The organism is Ruegeria sp. CK2 (genome assembly GCF_056536585.1).
Map to the genome: position 1 here is coordinate 256182 of NZ_JBQFPW010000006.1, position 20069 is coordinate 276250.

Here is a 20069-nt window from a genome sequence, read left to right on the forward strand (position 1 = left end):
CCCCGGCGCCCGCGCAGCAGAATAAGCGTCGGTGCTATCGGTCAAAAGCCAACCCTGTATTTGAGCAGGGCTGTGTTTTTTGTTCACCCAACCGCTGTTCGAATGCCTCGGCTAAGTCACCTTCGCCGGGGAAAAAGCGTTCAAACAGCCGGCGGGCTGTTGCTGCACCCACCAATCCGAGCTCGGTGTGCACATCGGCGCGGCCGGGACGGATTAGCGCAGGATCTAACCTTTCCTTGTGATTGGCCGTCATGACCAACTCACGACCTTCCTGAGCGGTCACGCCATCGATGGCATTGAGCAAGCCCGAGAAGCTGACGCCCGATCGTTTTTCCCGCCTTCGCTCTGCGTAAACACGGCGTCCACATCTTCGATCGCGATCAGAGATCCTTTGGGGGCACACATCATTGCTTCGCGCAGATCATCATCCGTCAGTGTCGCGCGCCCGATATCCAGTGATGCAATATCCAGCGACAGGTCTGACGCTAAACCGCGAATGAGGCTTGATTTTCCTGCGCCCGGAGGACCGTAAAACAGATACCCCCGCCGCCACGGAACACCACGTTCCGCGTACCAGTCGCTCGCGCCATAGAACCAAAGCATGTCGTCCAGCACTTTCTCGATACGGTCTTCATCCACCAGCACCGTATTGATGGAACCTCGAAATAGCGCCTTCGTTTCATCATCCAGCGCCAGTATCCTGAGCCAGGAAACGACATCCGCATTGGAGTCAGTATCATTGCTATGATCAGGAACCGCGCCGCGAATTCTCCGGTCGGATGCAACAACATCTCCGTGGCCGGTTTGCCTTCGGGGCCAGGTTGTCCAGAGAGCAGCGCACCAACCATTGGAATGGACGGAAGTGCCAGACGGGCCCAAATGAAGAAGCGGGAGTCGATGATTTTCTTGAGCATGAATGACCCTGATTTAAGACCACGCCTCTTTAGCGGGTCTGAGGGAAGGTTCCGTCGCTGCGTTGTTCAAAGTTCTTTGCAGATGTCTGGTTGAGCCATGCCTATCTCGCAGCGACCGCCAAGGTATGGCCGCGTGAATTGTCAGAAGGAGTGTTATTCTTGACCGGTCACGAATTCATAGGAGGCCTGTACGAGATCTAGTACAACGTCTAGTTCTTCTGCATTGGTTGGAGTGAAGATCATGACGAACCCCTCCCACCCAGGTCGTTTGTTTGCCCAAGGGTGGCTGACAGCCCAGCCTGTCTCGACGGCTTGCTTTGCAAGAGCCGGCGGTAAGGACGCATGTAGACTACCATCAGGGTGAATGTGGGCGAACTCGCGCCCGCCCACGATGACTTCGGGGCGGGCCACGGTCACATCTTCTTTGATCCAGAACCCCAAAGCGCCAGGCAGAGAGATCACGGTGTTGCGGATATCGATACCGGGGATCGTTGCTACCTTGTCTATCAGGGCTTCCGAGATTTCCGGAACTGGCTCAACCCCAATCTGCACATGCGGCACGCGATTCGTGGTTTCTGGAATAGGTGCTGCTCGCATCGGGAGTTCATTCGCTGCAAGTGCCGATGACACAGCGGCAAACACCACTATCGCACTAAGAAGGGTTGTTCGGATCGACATGGTACGTCTCCTTTTGTCAGCTTTTACCCGTGATAGGCTTGGCTGACGGCAAAGCTGTCTTCGAACCAATGCCACAAAACGACCTGACCGTCGCAGACCTTGGCACGAAGGGCAAAGGTGAACTCCCCGATCTCCTTACCGGATTTCGTCGTTTTTCCGTTCATTTTGCCGAAGATGGCAACGGTATCGTCCGAGGCGAACGCGTCAGTGTTCTCCCACATCGTGGTCTCGAAGTTAGACGAGAAAACGCCAAGAAACGCGAAGATCGCTTCTTTCCCTTCGGAACCTCCCACCCAAGGCAAGGTCGTATCGCCTTCGTTGTGCCAGATCATGTCCTCAGCCATTAGCACTCCGACGGTTTCCATATCGCCACTGCCCATGGCTCCCATAAAGCGCATGACGGTATCGAGGCTGGCTTCCGTGTTGTCGCCCGCAGGTGCTTGACTTCCGAGGACCACGGCCAAGGCCGACAGGCCGGTGGCCTTCAGTGCTGTTCTGCGTTCCATCCTTGTTTTTCCTTTTGATTTGAGACGCCGCTGCTTCTTTGCAACGCCAAAGTTTCGGATCAGCGACGGGAGAGTTGGCCCAAAGCGCCCGCCCAGTCTTCAACGTGGTAAGAACGGGCAATCTTGCCATCTTCCAACTCGTGGATGTCGATGGTCATGATGTCGAAGCTACGACCTTCGCCATCAACACCGAAAATGGGGCCGACGGGAGTTCCGGTGGCGCGGCTGCGGACGGTGATGAAGTTACCATCCTGATGGATGGCTTCGACGGCCCAATTCAGGTCGGGGACCAGCTGACCAAACCCACCGATCTGACCAAGGAACCCTTCGCGGGTTTTGTTCTTACCCGAATAGTCACCAACGCTCTCCCAACTGTCCGTGATGGAGGCTTCGAAAGCCACAACGTGATCCTGAGACGTCGGGTTGCTGAGCAGGTCGTAGAAGTTCTGAACCGTGGCCATGTCATCGGCCAAAGCGGCGCCCGCAATAGTCATGCTTGCAACGAGTGCGATTGGCTTCAATGTCATATCAATCTCCAATTTCGTGCCTGGTTCTCAGGAGAGAGATATTGACGAGTGATTGTTTTGTGTATGTGCTAATCTCAGACAACTCAATTCGGCTGAACGGAACAATGATCGATTATTTGAGGCACATGGCGATCTTCGCACGTGTGGTGGACCTCGGCTCATTTCGGGCGGCAGCGAAGGACATAGGGTTGGCCCCTTCTCGCGTAAGTGAGATTGTGACCGATCTTGAAGATTTTGTGGGCGCAACATTGCTCAATCGTACGACCCGCCAAATCGCGCTGACAAACGAGGGCCGTAAATTCTATGCGCACGCTGTCGAGATGGTACGCAGCGCTGAGGACGGCCTTGATGAGTTGAATGCCTTGTCGCTGGAGCCTGCAGGGTCTCTCCGGGTTTCGGTTCCCGCCTTTATGTCATCGTCCAGCCTTGCAATAGCCATGGGAGACTTCACCAGGCGGCATCCAAACGTGGATTTGTCCATATCATTCACCGATCTTCCTGTTGATTTGCTTAGAGACGGCTTCGATTTGAACATTCGTGTCGGCTGGCTCGACAATAGTTCGATGATGTCGCGCAAACTTGGTGAGATCGAACGCGTGCTTGTTTCGGGCGTAGATTATGCGAAAGCTCGGCCTGATCCGAAGCAGCCCAGAGACCTCGAAACCTGGGATTGGATTAGATACGCGCAACGCTCGAACGCAATGGAGCTCCATTCAGGTACGGGGCGCTCAGTGAAAGTGACGGGGCGTTCTCGGCTTCAGGTCGACAGCATCGACGCGTTGCTCCACTACGCACGTCTCAATTTCGGCGTCACGGTTTTGCCCAGATATCTCGTGGATCAGGGGCTGAATTCGGGTGTGTTTACTGAACTCCTGGAAAGCTGGAAACTTGCCCCTTTGGGGATCTATGCTGTGTGGCCTGATCAGTCGCGGAGAGAAAACCTTACGGTTCATTTCGTTCGCTTCCTCGCAGAGTAACAGGCCCATTCCTAAACACAGCGTAAATGCGACGAACCGGATTCCAGGTAAGGTCGGCCCAAAGCCGACGTTGGTTATAGTTCACATTGCTGCGGTGCAGCTTTACCGAAACAGACATTGAGTAGCGAACCAAACTGCAGGTTGCTCGGATAGCTGCAACGAAGGGCAAAGCTGCCGCTACACGCTTGAGCTTCAGGAAGTGCGTTTCTTCGGACATCTTACAAAGATGTAAGTCTTGAGGGAGCTTCAGCAAAGGTAAACACGCCATATCAGTGTCATCGGAAGGCAACGACGCCTTTGAAACTCAGAAAATGGAGACACGATATGAATACGAAAAACATCGCAGGTGGCGCCCTCGCGGGGCTGGTTTTGTCGGCTGCACTGATTGGTGCGGTCACCGCGCAAACGTCAGCGACGGCCGCAGAGCTGTCGGAAGAGCAGGCAACTGAAATTGCCTTGCTGGAAGTTCCGGGCGAGGTTCAGGAAGTTGAGCTTGAGAACGAAGACGGTGTGCCGCTCTATGAGATCGAAATCGTCAAGGCGGATGGCCAGAAGTTCGAGGTCGAGATCGCAGCGGATACGGGTGTTGTGATCGAAGTGGAAGCTGAAGACGATGATGAAAACGATGACGACTAAGGCAAAGCGCCGCGTCAATTGAATAGCCAAATCGGAGGCCTCTGATAAGATCGGCCTCCGATTGCAACTGCTTCGGGGCGATATGCGCATTTTGTTACTGGAAGACGACGCACAGCTCGGGTCGTGGGTCACAAATGGTCTTCGCGAAGAAGGTCACGTTGTCGACCATTTTGAGGACGGAAAGGAGGCTTTGATGGCCGCCATGGGACAGGATTACGATGTGTTGGTTCTGGATCGAATGGTGCCTGGGCTTGATGGGCTGGCTGTCCTCAAATCTCTTCGCGCCTCGAAAAACACAACGCCTGCCCTGTTTCTGACAGCGCTTGGCGAGGTCGACGCCCGTGTCGAAGGGTTTGACGCGGGCGGCGATGATTATCTGACAAAGCCTTTTGCATTCGCGGAGTTGTCCGCGCGGGTTGGCGCTCTTGGTCGGCGAAAAGACGGTGCGTCGAGTGAAACTGAAAAACAGACGGTCTTGCGACATGGGGACCTTAGCCTCGACCTGCTGGCGCGCGCATGTATCCGGCAAGGCCAGCTGATCGAGCTCATGGCCAAGGAGTTCAAGCTCCTTGAGTATTTCATGCGCCGCCCGGGCCGATTGGTAACACGTACGATGCTGCTGGAACAGGTCTGGGATATGAGCTTTGATCCGACCACAAGCGTCGTGGAAACCCATATCAGCCGCTTGCGCACAAAGATCGACAAACCCTTCGACGACCAACTGATCCGAACCCGCCGTGGGGAAGGTTATGTCTTTGGACATTAACCTCACTTGGCTACGTCGATCTTCGACCGTGCGGCTGGCGCTTGTCCTGTCGGTGATCTTCGCGATTGGGATGGCGGTTGCAGTCTTCACCGCCCTGACAATCGGCTCTGGTGCATTTGAGCGCCGAGTGGATGGGACGCTTCAAGCCTTGGCCAGCTCCTCGGATCTGCAAGGGGCACGGGGTGACAGTTTTGGGCTTATTCTGCGCGCGGCGGATGACCTCGGCGACCTGCCACGACCTTTCGGACGCGCTGCGGGGCGCGGCGGCGGCACGGTCGATCTGGAGGATGATTTCCGCAACGGCGAGACCTGGCGGGTACTCGTCAGCACGGACAGTCAGGGATTGCCCGTTGTTGTCTCTGTGCCTTTGGACGATGGCGAAGACGCGCTTGAACTGCTGAGCAGTGTGCTCTGGACAACGGTTGCGGTCGTTATCGCGCTGAGCCTGATAGTCGGCTTGACCGCTGGGGTCCTGGGGCGGCGCCGGCTGAAACTGATCAACGAAACCCTATCGGCGCTGGCCTCGGGTGATCTGGCGGCACGTACGGGGATCACACTGTCAAACGACGATTTGGGCGATATGGCCCGGCAGGTTGATGTGACGGCCGGAGAATTAGAGCAGCTTGTTGCGCAGACCCGGCATCTGAGCGCGAGTCTCGCTCATGATCTCCGCACCCCGCTTGCGCGGCTACGGTCCCGGCTTGAGGTCCTGCCCGAGAGCGAAGAACGTGGCGCGGCCTTGGAAGAGGCCGAACGCCTATCGACCGTCTTTGACACAATCATGCGCGTCGCACGTATCGAGGCGGCACAAGGGACGGATGGGTTCGAGGATGTTGCTCTGGGGGCCTTTGCGGAAGAGCTGCTCGAGATCTTTGGGCCGGTCGTGGAGGATGCCGAGAAAAAGCTGACACTTGAAATAGCCCAGCCCGGGACAGTGTTTGCCGATAGGCAAATGCTGGTTCAAGCCGCCGCAAACCTGATCCAGAACGCTATCCGCCATGGTGGACCGGACGTTACGCTCAACGTAGATGGACAATCTTTTGGTGTTACTGACAATGGCCCCGGTGTTGATGCCTCTGACTTTGCAGAGATCATCAAACCTATGGTGCGACTGGACGCATCACGTCAGACAGAGGGCGTCGGTCTCGGACTGGCACTTGTTCGTGCGATCGCCAATCGGCACCAGGCAGAGCTTGTCCTTGCACCACATCAGCCGCAGGGCCTTGCCGTCACGCTGGAGTTTGCAGATTTGTAAAGTTGGGATCAGGCACGCGTAAAGCTCATCCCACATTTCGGTTTCATCGAAACAACGCATGAAACTGGAGACCTTCGAAATGCAAAAACACCTGAACAAACTTGCATCGAGCGCAGCATGCATCGGCCTTTTCCTGATCGGCTGCGTCTTGGCCGGGCTTGGACTAGTCGTCATGTTCTATCTGGTGCTCTTCGCGCTGGTAGCGGCCGCGCTTGGCCTTCTCGCCGCCCCGCTTCTGGGCTTTGTGGGTCAGACCGCAAAAGAAAATGCTGAAAAGGTCGCCGCTTAACGCGGCGATGGCATTGTGATGGGAAGCGGACAGATGACAGCAAAACCACACGGATTCATCGCGCGCGGGATCCACTGGGTCTCCGCCGCACTGATCGGATATTGATGTGCCCGAATTGGTGACTATAGCGCGGGCTCTCGATATTCCTGCGGAACACTTTTTCGATGCGGTCATTAAGGCCGTGCCACCTAGTGAACGACTTTAAGACTCTGATTCTATTAATTTATCACGTATGTCTTGATTGACTTCCGCTGCTTTGGGAGTGGCCAAAGCATGATTTTCGCGTCCAAAAACTTCCTCAAACCACATACTCAAATAGAGACGACTTCACCCCGAAAGCATCGTAGTGAAGCCGCTCAATGTACAACCTATGTGTAGATAATGGACCCGAGTTAGAACGAAATGGGCAAGCTATGGATCATTTCACACACATGTGGCGCTCCATCTGACATTACCTATCCGCACATGGAAAACCTTTTTATTTCAGAGCACTCATATCACAGCAGCACGGTATACCGACCAAAATTTCGTAGTGAACTACCTTCTTTTTATGGAGCGACCGATTGCCTCGTCGCATCCCTTGAAAATCAAATCCTCACTCGGTTGCTCTAGAGACCGAACCGACAATCTGAATAGAAGCGCCTTATCAACGATCCGGCAAGCCGCCGTTCGCCAAAACGTTCCTGAAAGTCAGCAGCGCGGACATTGCCGCCGTTCGTTGCACCATGCAGGGAGTTCCACTTCATGCGGAGCCCAGACGGGACGTGCTTCAGGTGGTTTGATATCCGGTCGTTTCCGATGGAGCCGCCGTTGGTATTGGCGAGAAGATACTTTTAACTATTGCAGGCACAGCCTGCTCCCTTCCGGCAAATGTAGTTTCGGCTGATGCAACTATCGCCACAAGCCTTGCCTTTACGAGAGATTTTGCAGCAAGCCGCGTCTACTACATCGGCTTTGCTTTGCTCATTCATAAGGTTCCAAAACAACGCTGTTGGGACGGCTGGCGGAGTTCTGTTCGCAGTTACAGTTCCGGGTTCGATAGGTGGCAAGTTTCCATAGCCAGAGAAAACATCTGATCCTTTCTGATATCCCGGAAAGAAATCGAACCCAATTCGTTTCGCGCGCGACCAAATTGGCTAAGAACCGAATTGACACTTCACAAGTCCAAAATTCACCACATTTTCATCTTCGGCGTACCACAATGGGCCACTTACTTTGCCTTGAATCCAAAATGGTTGGTTAAACGTAACGAAGGTAAGGATGTCAGCAATGAAAATTAGTCGTCGTTTTTTCGTCACCGGAGCATCTGGACTCGCTATGACGGCCTTCATGCCGGTTGGTGGTTACGCACTTGCCATGGCTCCGGGGCAGGTTACACATCGGATTCTGGCTGCTGGTAAACTGAGCTTCCTAACCGAAAAGGCAGCTAAAGCTGCCGTTCTTCTGAGCATGAATGCAGAGGTCGAAAGGGACCTGAAGGAGCTTCAGGAAGCGCATGACGAATTCGACGACATCCTGCTTGGTTTCAAAGAGGGTAAGGGGTCTTCGGGCGTCGACCGTGAAAGATTTTATGCGGTCAACACTGCACTCAAAGACGTCGCAAATCTCTGGGCACCCTACCGGACCGCAGTTGAGGAAATCATTGCTGCCAGGTCAGTAGATGATGCGCATCTGAACATGATTGTGGGCAATGACGAAGTGCTTGAAGAGGCCTGCCAAGTCGTCGTTCGTAGATTGGAACAGGCTTACGGAGAAGTCGATATAGATGCGTCACTGGCCCTGGCCTTGGACTTTGCGGGCCGTCAACGGATGATTACCCAGAAGGTCTGTAAAGAAATTGCGCTCGCGGCGACCGGCAACGAAGCACAAGAACACCACGAGAAATTCAAGAAAAACGCCGCAAAATTTGGCAACATCGTCGATGCACTCATAGGCGGCGGCAATGAATATATTACAATGGCCAAACCTCCGAGTAAGGCTGCGCACAACGCGCTTACGCAAGTTCAGGGTCATTGGGCGGCACTTCAACCAACCGTTGAAGCTCTGGACAGCGTAGAGGTGCCTAGCCTTGATGATGTCGTGCATTTCTGCGCGGAAATGGATGTCCTGGAAGCTGAGTCTGAAAAAGCAGTTCTGGCTTACGAAGAAGCAATCAAGGCAATTTCCTAGCTGGGAATTGAGTATCGAGTCTCCGCTTGCGCGATACGTCAGGCATCTGTGCCCGACTTAGAATATCGCGAAGTTACGCGCTTACTTCAATCCGGACCTCGGATGCTGGTCGTCTGAAGTCAGTTTTGTGATCATGGCTGAACTTAACCGCAGCTCGCCACGCCAATCAGAACGGCTCTCTGCTGGCTTTTTCTCTGTGTCGGCGGAGTAGATCTTCAAAGCAAGGCCGGGTCAGAATCTGACAAAGCCTGACACTCAGTCGGCCATTTCTTAATGGCGGAAAAAATGTCCGGCTTTGGTTTCGAGAACCGGGCGTTGAGTACGCCATTAAATGCTCAAAAAGCTGGATTTATGCAATCTGACCCGGCTTCAACCTTTGCGTTCCGTTAAGAATGATTAATTCTCTCCAAAAGTGTATACCCAATACACAAAGTTTGGCGGAGAACACGAGCTGTCTGGCTCCGTGCGTTGGTTTAGTGTCGAGAAACGAAAGATCACTAAGCCTGCTTCAAAGGATTTCGATTTCACTTTGTGTTTGTTTGATTAAGACTATCCCATGTTCTCTTGAAACGCGTGGCGGCCAACGCGAACTTAAGGGGAGCGAACATGTCTTAAGAACCATGTTCTTCGTGTAAAGGTCTGCTTGTATTTACCCAAATGCAGGAAGCCACTTATGGAGTAAGATATGAAAACGTCGGCCTGAATTCTCGGAACAGCAATGATGACAGGTGTGATTGCGACTGCGGTCGCGGCCCAAGCGTCAGAGGACAAGAATGCACCTGAAAGTTTTTTGTTTGTTCAGCATGCAGATACAGCGACGTTTGCAGGCACAACTCTCACACTAGAGGGCGCGGCCAAAAGAAAAATCGTGTTTGCTGATCGACCTCACCGCGCTGCATCCACAATACCGATGGCTGAACTTATAAAATGATGGGGCGAAGGTGATGATAGTCTTGCCGCCGATCCGCCCAATGCCGCACTGGTCGGCGAAACCGAAGATGGGAAACCCGTTTCCTTGATTATCGAGATAACAGACCCAGTGCTCAGTGATGGTGCGATCAGTTATCAATACAGCGCCATCAAAGGTGACGAACAAAGTTCAATCGAAAACCCCTACCTAGTGACAGACGGTTCTACTTGGACTCTCTGGGCCCAAGGGTTCGCGAACGATATGGTTGGCGCCGGTGCAACGGGCAGCAGTCAGATTTCAACAGCAGTGACGATTGATACTGATGGGGCTGAGGTAACCGGCAACTAGCCTGCTCCCTAGAACAGATTGGCCGGATTGAAACGAAAAATTCAAACGTAGGTGAATAAATCGTTAACGCCGGTTGGCCGTCGCGCAATCAGCGAGAGAAAAACTCTATCTGAATTGCTTCAGCGATATCGCCCATCGTGATTCAGGTGACAATAGACCTTCTTATGTAAACCAAAGCAAACACTCTGTTCTCGGGTTGCGTTTATCTAGGACCAAAAAAATGTATCAGAACATCAAACTATTTTCCATTGCGATTGCCGCAGTAGGCTTAGGGACGTCGGCAATTGCAGAATCTTCCCAAGACTTTAAGACTGCTGAAAGCGTTCTTCTTGTACAGCACAGCGACAAGGCCGCGATGTCCGAGGGAATGCTTACGCTGGTTGGGGGCGGACAAGAACCTCATAATGTTCACGGATCGGCCGCATCGGGCCGCCGCAACAATTCCAAGCGAGCAGCTGGTTAAGATCTGGAGCGAAGGCGACGATAGTTTTGCTTCTGATCCACCAAACGCCGCTCTTGTTGGCCAGCAAAATGGCAATCCCGTTTCATTGATCGTCGAACTGACGAACCCAAGGGCATCAGGTGACGATTTTGTGTTCGGCTACAAGATCATCGAAGGTGAAGAAGTGCCTGAGATCGATCAAGCCTACATCGTAATTGACGACGTTTTATCTGTCTTGGAGACGTCGCAAATTTGGCCACAGGTAACCCTTTAGATTATATCCTAAACCCAAATGACCCAAAATGACTTCAAAGGTCGGTTCGTCTAGACAGTGTTCTCCTGATGGGGTGAGCCTAAGATGTCCTGACTTCGGCAGTTTAGGTCCACATTGCGTGTTTACGTGTGGGGTTTCTTTTCGGCCGGTGAGTCAGTCTCTGCCTCCTCCGGTTCTGCATTCGGCACCTAACACCGGGAGGAATTGCGTTGCGCCGCAGAACTGGGATGTGGATAGTGTTCTGATACCTCCAACAAAGCAGTCGAGCACTTAATGAACTCTGCTACCCTTCTCCAAAGCATTCTGGCCGCGGTTGTATTGGCCAGCCCTAGTATTGCGGAGTCGGAAGCGCCAGCACCACCCAGTGTGGTCGTTGCTTCGGCGACAATGCAAGAACTGCAGAAACAGGATGAGTTTGTAGGGCGTGTCATTGCAGACCAAAGCGTCGACCTGCAGGCGCGGGTCGAGGGCGTTTTGGAGGAGATCAACTTTACCGAAGGAGGAACGGTTAAAAAAGGCGACAATCTCTTCAGGATCGAAAAGAGGAAATACTCCGCAAGTGTCGAAAGTGCTCAAGCCGCATTAAAAAGCGCTCAGGCCAGTGCGCAAAGCGACCAGGCCGCGCTGGACCGGCAGAAGACCCTGTTTGACAAAGGCGATATCCCCCAATCGGTTCTAGACACTGCCTTGGCCGCGTACGCTGAAGGCCAGGCCGCCGTTGATGAGGCTCAGGCCGCGCTGAAGATCGCGCAGATTGATCTGGATTACACCGAAATCGCCAGCCCTTTGGACGGACGGATCGGATTGTCCTCGGTCGATGCGGGCAACCTTGTCGATTCCGCTAGTGGTGTTCTTGCGACGGTCACAAGCATTGATCCCATTCTGGTCAGCTTTTTCGTTAGCGAGCCCGTTTTGCTGCGCGAACGCCGCAATGGGTCTATTTCCCCTCAAGGCGTCAAGCTGACGACACAAATTACTCTGGCCGATGGTGAAACCTACGGAACCGAAGGCAAAGTGACCTATGTCGGCGACAGCGTCAGTCAGGACACTGATACAATCGAGCTAAGGGCCACATTCGCCAATCCGGACGGGCTTCTCATTCCCGGTCAGATCGTCATCGTTGCGCTCAGCGGCTCGGACGATGCCAAGGTTTTGACCGTGCCACGCAATGCGGTGCAGTTTGACAAGCAGGGCTATTTCGTCTTCTCCGTCGATGGCAAAAATACGGTTCACCGGACGGATATTGAAATCGGCACTCAAACCGCGACTAGAACCCAGGTGAATTCGGGCCTGAAGGATGGTGATCGGGTCGTTGTGCAGGGGTTGCAGAAAATTCACGACGGGTTGGTTGTGGATCCGGTCGATAGTCAGAGTTAGGGCTCGGCTTGATCTCTCACTACTTCATCAATCGCCCGCATTTCGCTGCTGTTATCGCGATCTTGATGGTGCTTTTTGGTGCAGTGTGTGTAAGGCTGATGCCAATCTCGGAATATCCGAGCATCACACCTCCGCAGATTTATGTGGCCGCATCATATCCCGGCGCGGATGCGCAGGTCATCCAGGAATCCGTTGCCACACCCATCGAGGAACGCGTGAACGGGATCGACGGCATGTTGTACATGCAGTCTAAAAGCTCGAATGACGGCAGTTACGCGCTGAGTGTTTCGTTCGAGTTAGGAACTGACCCTAATGTTGCAGCGGTTGAGGTGCAAAACCGCATCGCCCTGGCTAGCGCGGAACTGCCATCGGTTGTCCAACAGCAAGGGATCGAAGTTACCAAACAATCCGGCAACATGATCCTTGTGATCAACCTTACCTCGCCCGACGGGTCCCGGGATGAGTTGCATCTCAGCAATTATGCGGCCGATTTTCTGCATGACCCATTGCAGCGTTTACAAGGGGTTGGTGGGGTCTCTCAGTTCGGCCAGTTGGAATACAGTATGCGGATCTGGATCAACCCGGTTCGCATGGCCGCGCTGAATATCACCGCGTCAGAGATTGCCGATGCGATTGAAAACCAAAACGTTGTCGCAGCTGTCGGGCAGGTTGGAGCCCCACCATTTGGCGATGCCCGTACAGATTTTCAGTTCAAACTGCGGACCGAGGGCCTGTTGCGGGATGCCGCAGAATTTGGCCGGATCATCATTTCAACAGGCGATGACGGATCGGTCACGCGACTGGAAGATGTGGCGCGGATTGAACTCGGCTCAGCGACATATACCGGGTCGTCGCAACTGAATGGCAAGGATACGGCGGCGATTGCGGTGCATCAAGAAAGCACCGCCAACGCTTTGGAGATTTCAGACAGTATCCATACCCTGATGAGTGAGCTTTCAAAGAAGTTTCCGGATGGCGTATCATATGAGATCACCTATGACGTGACGGACGCTGTTCGTGTTTCCATCGAAGATATCCTGAAAACGTTGGCGCTTACAGCCGGGTTGGTGATCGCGGTTACGTTCCTCTTTCTGGCCAGTTTCCGGGCGACCATTGTGCCGGCAATTGCAATCCCTGTTTCGCTGTTGGGCGCCGTCGCGCTGATCTATGCGGTCGGGTTTAGTGCGAACATGATCACATTGTTCGCTTTGGTTCTAGCCATTACACTAGTGGTCGATGATGCAATCATCATCATCGAGAACGCAGAACGCATTCTGAATGAAGACGGCCTCGATCCGCGCGAAGCTACGCTCAAAGCGATGTCACAGGTCAACCGACCGATCATCGCGACCACGTTTGTGCTTGCCGCGGTATTTGTACCGGTGTGTTTTTTCCCTGGCATGACCGGAACGATCTACTACCAGTTCGCAGCGACGATCATTTTCGCATTCGTGCTGTCAGCCGTAAATGCGCTGACCTTGGCCCCGGTGCTCTGCACGATGGTTCTAAAGTCAGGTATGAAACCGATTGGTCCTTTGGGTTTTGTGCCCGAAGCTGTCTCATGGATCAGGCGGCAGTATATGCGGCTTGTGTCGCTAATGTTGCGGTACATCACTGTCTCGCTACTCGTTTTCGCCGCCTGTGTTGGAGCGACAGTATATCTGTTCAAGGCGGTGCCGACCGGTTTGATCCCACAAGAGGATAACGGTGTCTTGCTGGCGGCGATTGCCCTGCCGGACGGTGCCTCGCTTCAGCGTACACAGGCCTTCATGTCCAAGGCAGGTGAGGTCATCGAAAAGGCCCCCGGAGTGGACACCGTAACCACCGTCTCCGGCGCCAGTATGCTGGCAGGCACCCGCTCGAACGCCGGAATGGCGATTGTAACGCTAAAGCCGTGGGATGAACGCAAAAGCCCCGAACTGCATTGGGAAGCGATCATGCGGGATCTGGATCAAAAGCTGGCAACCTTGCCTGAGGCAGAAAGCTATGTCTTTCCGTTTCCGACTATCCATGGTCTCGGGTCGACGGGTGGTATTTCGGTCGAACTGCTGGATCTTGAAAAGGGCGACGGGGAGCAGCTGGATTCAGTGATGAATGGCTTCGTCACGGCCCTGAACGCGGCACCAGAGTTTGTCCGCGCCCATGGCAGCTTTTCTGGTCAGACTCCGCAGTATCGTCTATCAGTCGACCGGGATCGCGCGGAGGCGCTTGGCGTGAGCGTTTCAGACATCTTCACAGCGCTGCAAGCCAACCTCAGCACTTATTTCGTTGACAATTTCATCCTGTCCGAACGCGTCTATTGGGTCGCCATCTCAGCCGATGCACAGTTCCGGCAAACGCTGGATGATGTGGACAACATCTACGTCAAAAACAGCGCAGGCGAGTCACTGCCGCTAAGAAACTTTCTGAGCAGCGAACCTGTTCTCGCCCCGGATTCGATCCCTCGGTACAACTTGTTCACGGCTGCATCGGTCAGCGCGCAGCTGGCGGACGGTGTCAGCTCTGGCGCGGGCATCAAAGTCATGCAAGAGATCGCAGACAAAACGCTGCCCGATGGCTTCCAGATCGAATGGTCAGGCGTAACGCAGCAGGAAGTTAAATCTCAAGACATGGTGCCATACATCATTCTGTCGGCGCTGATACTGGCCTATCTGTTTCTGGCGATCTTGTACGAAAGCTGGATCTTGCCGCTGTCGATCATTACTTCAGCCGTCTTTGCTTTGCTGGGCGCTCTCATTCCCATTTGGTGTTATCCGTTTCTCACCAGCAACATTTTTGCTCAGATCGGTATGGTGTTGCTGATCGGGCTGGCAGCGAAGAAAGCCATCATGGTTGTCGAGTTCGCCAATCAGCAAAGACAATCCGGCGCCAGCATTCGCGATGCCGCAATAAAGGCGGCAGAAATTCGGTTTCGCCCAGTCACAATGACTGGCTTGTGTTTCATTGTCGGGGTTCTTCCTCTGGTGCTGTCAAGTGGGGCAGGTGCAGCAGCCCGGGTCTCGATTGGCTATCCGGTCCTGTTCGGTATGATCGTCGATAGTACCCTGGGTCTATTGATGATCCCGGTGCTGTATGCGGCGTTTCAGTCTGCGAAAGAATATCTGGTTTCGCTTCGGACGCGTTAAACGGCGTTACCTACTTCTGGGCTTCACCCAATATCGCTTGAACGGATTCGGCTCCTGCCGGCGGCAGGTTCGAATTACCGAATTGCAGGCGCAGGTAATTCACCAGGTCCGTTATCTCTGCGACGCTGAGCCGCCCGCCAAACGAGGGCATTGGGCCGAAATTCGAACCTGGACCGGTTGGGTCCAATCCTTGATCGATGACCAACACCAAATTTACCGCATCTGCCTGTGACACGGTGCTGTTTCCGTACAATGCAGGCATAACACCGGGAATGCCTTGGCCCTCGCCCCCATGGCACAACGAGCAGTTGCTCAGGTATAGCGATTTGCCCCGGGCCGCATCATAGGTATGGGATAATTGGGCGACCGCGGCCGATGCTTCGGATTGTCCGCCATCATCAGTGCTTCCCGTTTCGGGCGGCTCTGTATCCAGATTTAGCAGATAGCTGGCGATGGCCGATCGGTCCCCGGGTTCAGCTTTGCTGAGCGAGTTCTTGATCGCCAGATGCATCTCTCCGAATGCTGTTCCCTGTGGCCCGGCCCCTGTCGCAAAATATGAGACCAGATCGGCGTGCGTCCAACCTTGCCGGGCCAATCCGGCTGTGGTGATGTCGGGTGCCTCAAAATCAGTCAGCTGCGCGCCGCTTAGGGCTCTATCATTCTCAAGCGCACCTAAGGCATTTCGGGGCGTGTGGCACTCACCGCAATGTCCGAGACCGTTGACCAGATACGCGCCTCTGTTCCATTCATCGCTCCGGGATGGATCGGCTTCAAACTGATGCCGGGCGGCGAACAATGCGTTCCACCCGAACAAAGACAAGCGGATGTTGAAAGGGAATGGCAATGTGTTTTCCGGTACCGCCGCGTCGACCGGATCAAGGCTCATGAGATAAGCAAACATGGCATCGCTGTCGTCGCGGGTAACCAGATGGTACGAGGTGTAGGGCATGGCCGGGTAGATCGGGGCCCACATGTTATCTGCACCAAAGGCCAGCACCTGATAGAATTCGGCCGATGTCATACCGCCGATCCCCAGGGCTGAAGGGGTGATGTTCGCCGAATAAATTCCGCCGCCAAATGGTGTTTCTAAAAAACGGCCTCCCGCGAAGGATGCACCGTTTTCCGCGGTGTGGCAGGACACGCAATCGCCCAGAGTTGTCAGATACTCTCCCGCGTCGATACTGGCTTGATCCGTCGCCAAAGGGCGCTTTTCCACCGCCGGGACACCCCAAAAGTATGCGAACGCAAGATATGCCAGGCCGCCTAGCGCTCCAAGAGTTGCAAGGGCTTTCAGAACACGTCCCATACCTATTCCTCTTTGGTCAGTGTGTCGTCCGACAGGATCAGATCGCGCAACGCCTCAAAGTATCGGACATAACCACTGCATCTGCAGATGTGGTCACCCAGTCCCGAATGGACGGCTAGCTCAACCTGGTCTTTGGTTACCGGGTCTGCGCGAAGCTGTGCGATCAGCGCGGTGCCCGCGTTGACAAAACCTGGCGTGCAATAACCGCACTGAAACGCAAAATTGTCGACAAACGCCTGCTGAACCACCGACAGTTTGCCGTCGGTGGCATGCCCCTCGACCGTTATGACAGAGCTATCGGCAAAGGTTGTAGCGCCTGCGATGCAGGTACGCCGCGTAGTAATGGTACCGTCCGGTTCCTCGACCATCACAACGCAAGCATGGCATACGCCGATGCCACAGCTGAACTTCGTTCCAGTCAGGCCCAGCACGTCGTTCAGATAGCTCACCATCGGCAGATCGTCGGGTACATCGTGCGGTCCAACTGCCTTACCGTTCACCTTCATCATTAGCTGGGGCATATCACAATGCCTCTCTGATCTTGTCCGGCGTGGCGGGTAGAGAATTCACCCGTGCGCCGACCGCGTTGTTGATTCCGTTGAGAATAGCTGGGACGACAGGGATCATCACAACCTCGCCCATGCCCTTTGGCGGGTCTGTATCACTGATCGGGTCCAACACTTCGAGCGTTGTTTTCCACACCGGGACCTGAGCAGCCTTTGGGATGTGATACCGGTTCAGGTTCCAAGTTCCCTCGCCGGGTCCGCCGTCATAAAGCGGTAGGTCTTCGTAGAGAGCATATCCAATTCCCATAGCGATCCCGCCCTGTGAGATGCCCGACACCAGTTCGGGGACAATGGGGCGGCCACATTCCAAGACCTGATGGACGGCCTCGACTCTGACTTCTCCGCTGACTTTGTCGACACCTAAACCCACGACGGCGCCACAGGCGGCGTAATAGTTGACGCCAACCTTTTCAAACTCAGTCGAAGGGAAATTGACCTCGGTCCGGTCAATCAATGTCCAATCCTCGCCGCCTTGCTGAATGGCCAGAGCGTCAATGGCCAGCGTCTCGGATTCACCCCCGATTGGGAACGTTGCGGTGGTCCAGGACCAGCGATTGAAGCCATGCACCATTGCCCCGGTCACCAGGCCATCTCGGTGTGCACGGGACGCGAGCTGTTCCAGTGTCAGTGGCTCCATTCCCGCACCGGTCAGTTTGCCATCCACCCAGCGCATCTTGTCAAAGGTCAGGAATTCGCCTGCTGCCTCGCCGGACAACGGACCCTCGCTCCAGATCGAAAGCGCTGCGGGCCAGAGGCCGTATCGCATGATGACATACGCTGCCTGCGCTGGCCCGTGACTGTTGACGCTGGCCCCGACAGATGCGCCCGTAGGTGATCCGATCAGGGGCACCCAGCGCGGGTTCTTCGCCGCTTTGTCCTGATCGGTCTGTGTGATCGCCCAGGCATTGCCTGAGGTTTCCAGCTTTAGCGCGTCCCATGCCCCTTGCACGAACATCTCAACCTTATCGGCATTGCGCCCCATGTAATCCCCGACGCGCCGGGCCGAGGCGGTAGACAGGCCAGTGCCCATCTCCACCCCATCGCTGTGAAGCGTGATCCGACCCTCAGGCGACAGGGTGACGGATGCGCGGGTGGCATCGCCGCCGCCGCCGTAATCCTTCATTACGCACGCGACCCCGACGCCATAAGTCTTGCCCGGATTGGCAGATTCATAGGCGCTTTCGTCTTGAGCGCGGTTCTGCCAGAGCGCACTTTGTTCCAGCCGGTCGAGAACTTCGACGGATCGCGCCGCACCGCTGGCGGCATTTCCCGTCAGGTTCAAGTATCCGGTGCGCAGAGCATTCTGGCGGCGTAGCTCGAAGGGGTCTTTTCCCAGATCGATGGCTACTTCGTCGACCAGACACTCCATCGCGGTCATCGTCTGCAGGGTTCCAAAGCCGCGCATCGAACCAGCAGGGACGGCACTGGATTTCGTGGCCATTGCCGTGACGTCGCTTTTGGGAACGTAGTAGATTGAGGTTGCGTTGGTGGCCCCGACATGTGCGACAACGGTCGAGAAATTGGCGCGGCCACCTCCGTTACAGACAAGATCGCAAGCGTAGCCTTGAAACTGGCCGGTTTCGGGGTCAACGGCCAGTTGGTTATTGATCTGGAAGGCGTGACGCTTCAGTCCTAGCTGAAATTGTTGAAAACGGTTCAGCGCCAGACGCGTTGTTCGGCCAGGCGAGAACAGCCCGGCAAGCGCAACATACAGCGGCAGGATGGTGTGGTCTTTTCCGCCAAAGCCACCACCCATCGACGCAAAGTGGCCATCGACCTCGCTTACGTCATGCGGTGGTATGGCGGATTGCACCAGATTACCGACGGCCGTCAGAATAGCTTGTGGCGACTGCACCCCAAGCATCAGGGATAGTTTCTTGTCCGATGCTTCATAGGTTGCCAGCCCGGCCTCGGGTTCCATGAAGACATGATCAATAGACTGGGTTTGGAAGTTCTGGGAATAGAGCTTACCGGACTTACCGTCCTTAAGACCGGCTCTGATCTGGTTGCCGTAAAAACTTGCCCGTTCGGGTGCCGCACCTGTCGCATCGGCCTTGGCCCAGACCGGGGCTTCGGTATCGCGAAACCGGCGCGGTCCGACCCAACCATCCAGCAGGGGCGAGTATACATCCGGCCCATAAGGGCTTTCACCCGCAATGCGGGTAAAGCGGTACGCACCATATGGAGTTTCTTCGGCAGGAGGTCGTATATCGCCCAATGCAAAAATGGCATCATTGCCTACCAGAAAATGCTGTGCGCGTTGAAAGGTTGCGAGGTCGTCGTAGATCAGTAACGCAACGGGTTGTCCCAAATACAACGGTACATTATCGGGCTTGCAGAACAGGTCTGTATTGAAGAACCCGGTTGCGGCCAGTCCAGCCTTGTCCAGATTATCAGCGGTGATAACCCGGTCCGGTTGCATCTCGTCACCCAGCCCCGACAGGTCCAATCCTTTGAAAACTTTCTGAGCCTGTGGCGACAAAACGAGGGTTGCATAGCTCATATCATCCGGCCAGCCGTCCAAATCGGCGCCACGCACATCGCTAGCATAAAGCTTGGCGCCGGTGACTTTGGCATAACCATCAATGCGGTAATTTACTTGGGTCCCGTCCGGTCCGCTCCAACCAGGCTCAATAGGCAAAGGTTCCTCGGGCGAGAACGCATACGTCACCGTGGGTTTGAGGACCTCACCCGCGCCCAGCATACCTCCCATTATTAACAGGCGCCTGCGGGTCCAAAAATGCGGTGACTGTGTCATGGCCGATATACCCTAAGCTGTCTTGTGACCACCATAAACGGTCAATAAGCAAATTGAAGAAAAACGATATTAAATCACCAGAGAAGCGCCAAAAACAAGGAGAAGTCCCGAATACGGGTCTATTCTATTGGGTCAGGTTGCGACAGAGTGGCATACAGTCGCCAGTCGCTCAGCGGGATGATCGTGTTGTCAGCTGCGCCCCCGGCGCTGTCAAACCAAACAGCGATTGTTTGCGATGCGCCCGAG

General features: G+C 54.7%; 16 protein-coding genes and 1 pseudogene. 10 read left to right on the forward strand and 7 right to left on the reverse strand.

What is annotated here, in order from left to right:
• Nucleotides 1-34 precede the first annotated feature (34 nt).
• The 4 genes and pseudogenes from ACR0BU_RS12100 to ACR0BU_RS12115 all read right to left on the reverse strand — a co-directional run bounded on the left by ACR0BU_RS12100 (nucleotide 35) and on the right by ACR0BU_RS12115 (nucleotide 2625).
• Nucleotides 35-603: pseudogene (locus tag ACR0BU_RS12100) on the reverse strand (AAA family ATPase).
• A 464-nt stretch (nucleotides 604-1067) separates the two neighbouring features.
• A complete protein-coding gene (locus ACR0BU_RS12105; RefSeq protein WP_480737327.1) occupies nucleotides 1068-1592 on the reverse strand; it encodes a luciferase domain-containing protein in 525 nt (174 codons plus the stop codon).
• Between the two features lie 23 nt (nucleotides 1593-1615).
• Nucleotides 1616-2098 (reverse strand): nuclear transport factor 2 family protein, encoded by a 483-nt coding sequence (locus tag ACR0BU_RS12110; protein WP_480737325.1) that lies wholly within the window; start codon nucleotides 2096-2098, stop codon nucleotides 1616-1618.
• A 59-nt stretch (nucleotides 2099-2157) separates the two neighbouring features.
• Nucleotides 2158-2625, reverse strand: a complete 468-nt coding sequence (locus ACR0BU_RS12115) for an ester cyclase (RefSeq protein WP_300073867.1) — start codon at nucleotides 2623-2625, stop codon at nucleotides 2158-2160.
• A 104-nt stretch (nucleotides 2626-2729) separates the two neighbouring features.
• On the opposite strand from ACR0BU_RS12115, the gene ACR0BU_RS12120 reads away from it, so the two are divergent.
• The 10 genes from ACR0BU_RS12120 to ACR0BU_RS12165 all read left to right on the forward strand — a co-directional run bounded on the left by ACR0BU_RS12120 (nucleotide 2730) and on the right by ACR0BU_RS12165 (nucleotide 15193).
• Nucleotides 2730-3602 carry a LysR family transcriptional regulator gene (locus ACR0BU_RS12120; RefSeq protein ID WP_300073870.1) on the forward strand — a complete coding sequence of 291 codons (873 nt, stop codon included), beginning with the start codon at nucleotides 2730-2732 and terminating at the stop codon, nucleotides 3600-3602.
• 324 nt (nucleotides 3603-3926) lie between these two features.
• Nucleotides 3927-4238 (forward strand): PepSY domain-containing protein, encoded by a 312-nt coding sequence (locus ACR0BU_RS12125; protein ID WP_480737323.1) that lies wholly within the window; start codon nucleotides 3927-3929, stop codon nucleotides 4236-4238.
• Between the two features lie 82 nt (nucleotides 4239-4320).
• Entirely contained in the window at nucleotides 4321-5004 is a 684-nt protein-coding gene (locus ACR0BU_RS12130; RefSeq protein WP_480737321.1) for a winged helix-turn-helix domain-containing protein, read from the forward strand.
• The gene (locus tag ACR0BU_RS12135; RefSeq protein ID WP_480737319.1) at nucleotides 4988-6259 is read left to right on the forward strand and encodes a sensor histidine kinase; all 1272 of its coding nucleotides are present in this window, start codon (nucleotides 4988-4990) and stop codon (nucleotides 6257-6259) included. Before ACR0BU_RS12130 ends, ACR0BU_RS12135 begins: the two co-directional genes overlap by 17 nt.
• Before the next feature lie 58 nt (nucleotides 6260-6317).
• Nucleotides 6318-6548 (forward strand): hypothetical protein, encoded by a 231-nt coding sequence (locus ACR0BU_RS12140; protein ID WP_480737318.1) that lies wholly within the window; start codon nucleotides 6318-6320, stop codon nucleotides 6546-6548.
• A 1260-nt stretch (nucleotides 6549-7808) separates the two neighbouring features.
• Nucleotides 7809-8717 (forward strand): type IV pili methyl-accepting chemotaxis transducer N-terminal domain-containing protein, encoded by a 909-nt coding sequence (locus ACR0BU_RS12145; protein ID WP_480737317.1) that lies wholly within the window; start codon nucleotides 7809-7811, stop codon nucleotides 8715-8717.
• Nucleotides 8718-10195: 1478 nt separating this feature from the next.
• Nucleotides 10196-10438: a hypothetical protein gene (locus ACR0BU_RS12150; RefSeq protein ID WP_480737316.1), complete on the forward strand. Its 243-nt coding sequence runs from the start codon at nucleotides 10196-10198 to the stop codon at nucleotides 10436-10438.
• On the forward strand, nucleotides 10380-10691 hold the full coding sequence (locus ACR0BU_RS12155) for a hypothetical protein (protein WP_480737314.1): 312 nt from the start codon (nucleotides 10380-10382) through the stop codon (nucleotides 10689-10691). Before ACR0BU_RS12150 ends, ACR0BU_RS12155 begins: the two co-directional genes overlap by 59 nt.
• 273 nt (nucleotides 10692-10964) lie before the next feature.
• Nucleotides 10965-12068, forward strand: a complete 1104-nt coding sequence (locus ACR0BU_RS12160; protein WP_480737313.1) for an efflux RND transporter periplasmic adaptor subunit — start codon at nucleotides 10965-10967, stop codon at nucleotides 12066-12068.
• 8 nt (nucleotides 12069-12076) lie between these two features.
• Nucleotides 12077-15193: an efflux RND transporter permease subunit gene (locus tag ACR0BU_RS12165; protein ID WP_480737311.1), complete on the forward strand. Its 3117-nt coding sequence runs from the start codon at nucleotides 12077-12079 to the stop codon at nucleotides 15191-15193.
• A 10-nt stretch (nucleotides 15194-15203) separates the two neighbouring features.
• Here the strand turns inward: ACR0BU_RS12165 and ACR0BU_RS12170 are convergent, their stop codons facing one another.
• Genes ACR0BU_RS12170 through ACR0BU_RS12180 form a run of 3 tightly spaced genes read right to left on the reverse strand, consistent with a single transcriptional unit; the run spans nucleotide 15204 to nucleotide 19823 of the window.
• Nucleotides 15204-16499: a c-type cytochrome gene (locus tag ACR0BU_RS12170; protein WP_480737309.1), complete on the reverse strand. Its 1296-nt coding sequence runs from the start codon at nucleotides 16497-16499 to the stop codon at nucleotides 15204-15206.
• Nucleotides 16500-16501: 2 nt separating this feature from the next.
• Complete coding sequence (locus ACR0BU_RS12175) at nucleotides 16502-17020, reverse strand: (2Fe-2S)-binding protein (protein WP_480737308.1); 519 nt, start codon at nucleotides 17018-17020, stop codon at nucleotides 16502-16504.
• 1 nt (nucleotide 17021) lies between these two features.
• Nucleotides 17022-19823 (reverse strand): xanthine dehydrogenase family protein molybdopterin-binding subunit, encoded by a 2802-nt coding sequence (locus tag ACR0BU_RS12180; protein WP_480737306.1) that lies wholly within the window; start codon nucleotides 19821-19823, stop codon nucleotides 17022-17024.
• Between the last annotated feature and the right edge of the window lie 246 nt (nucleotides 19824-20069).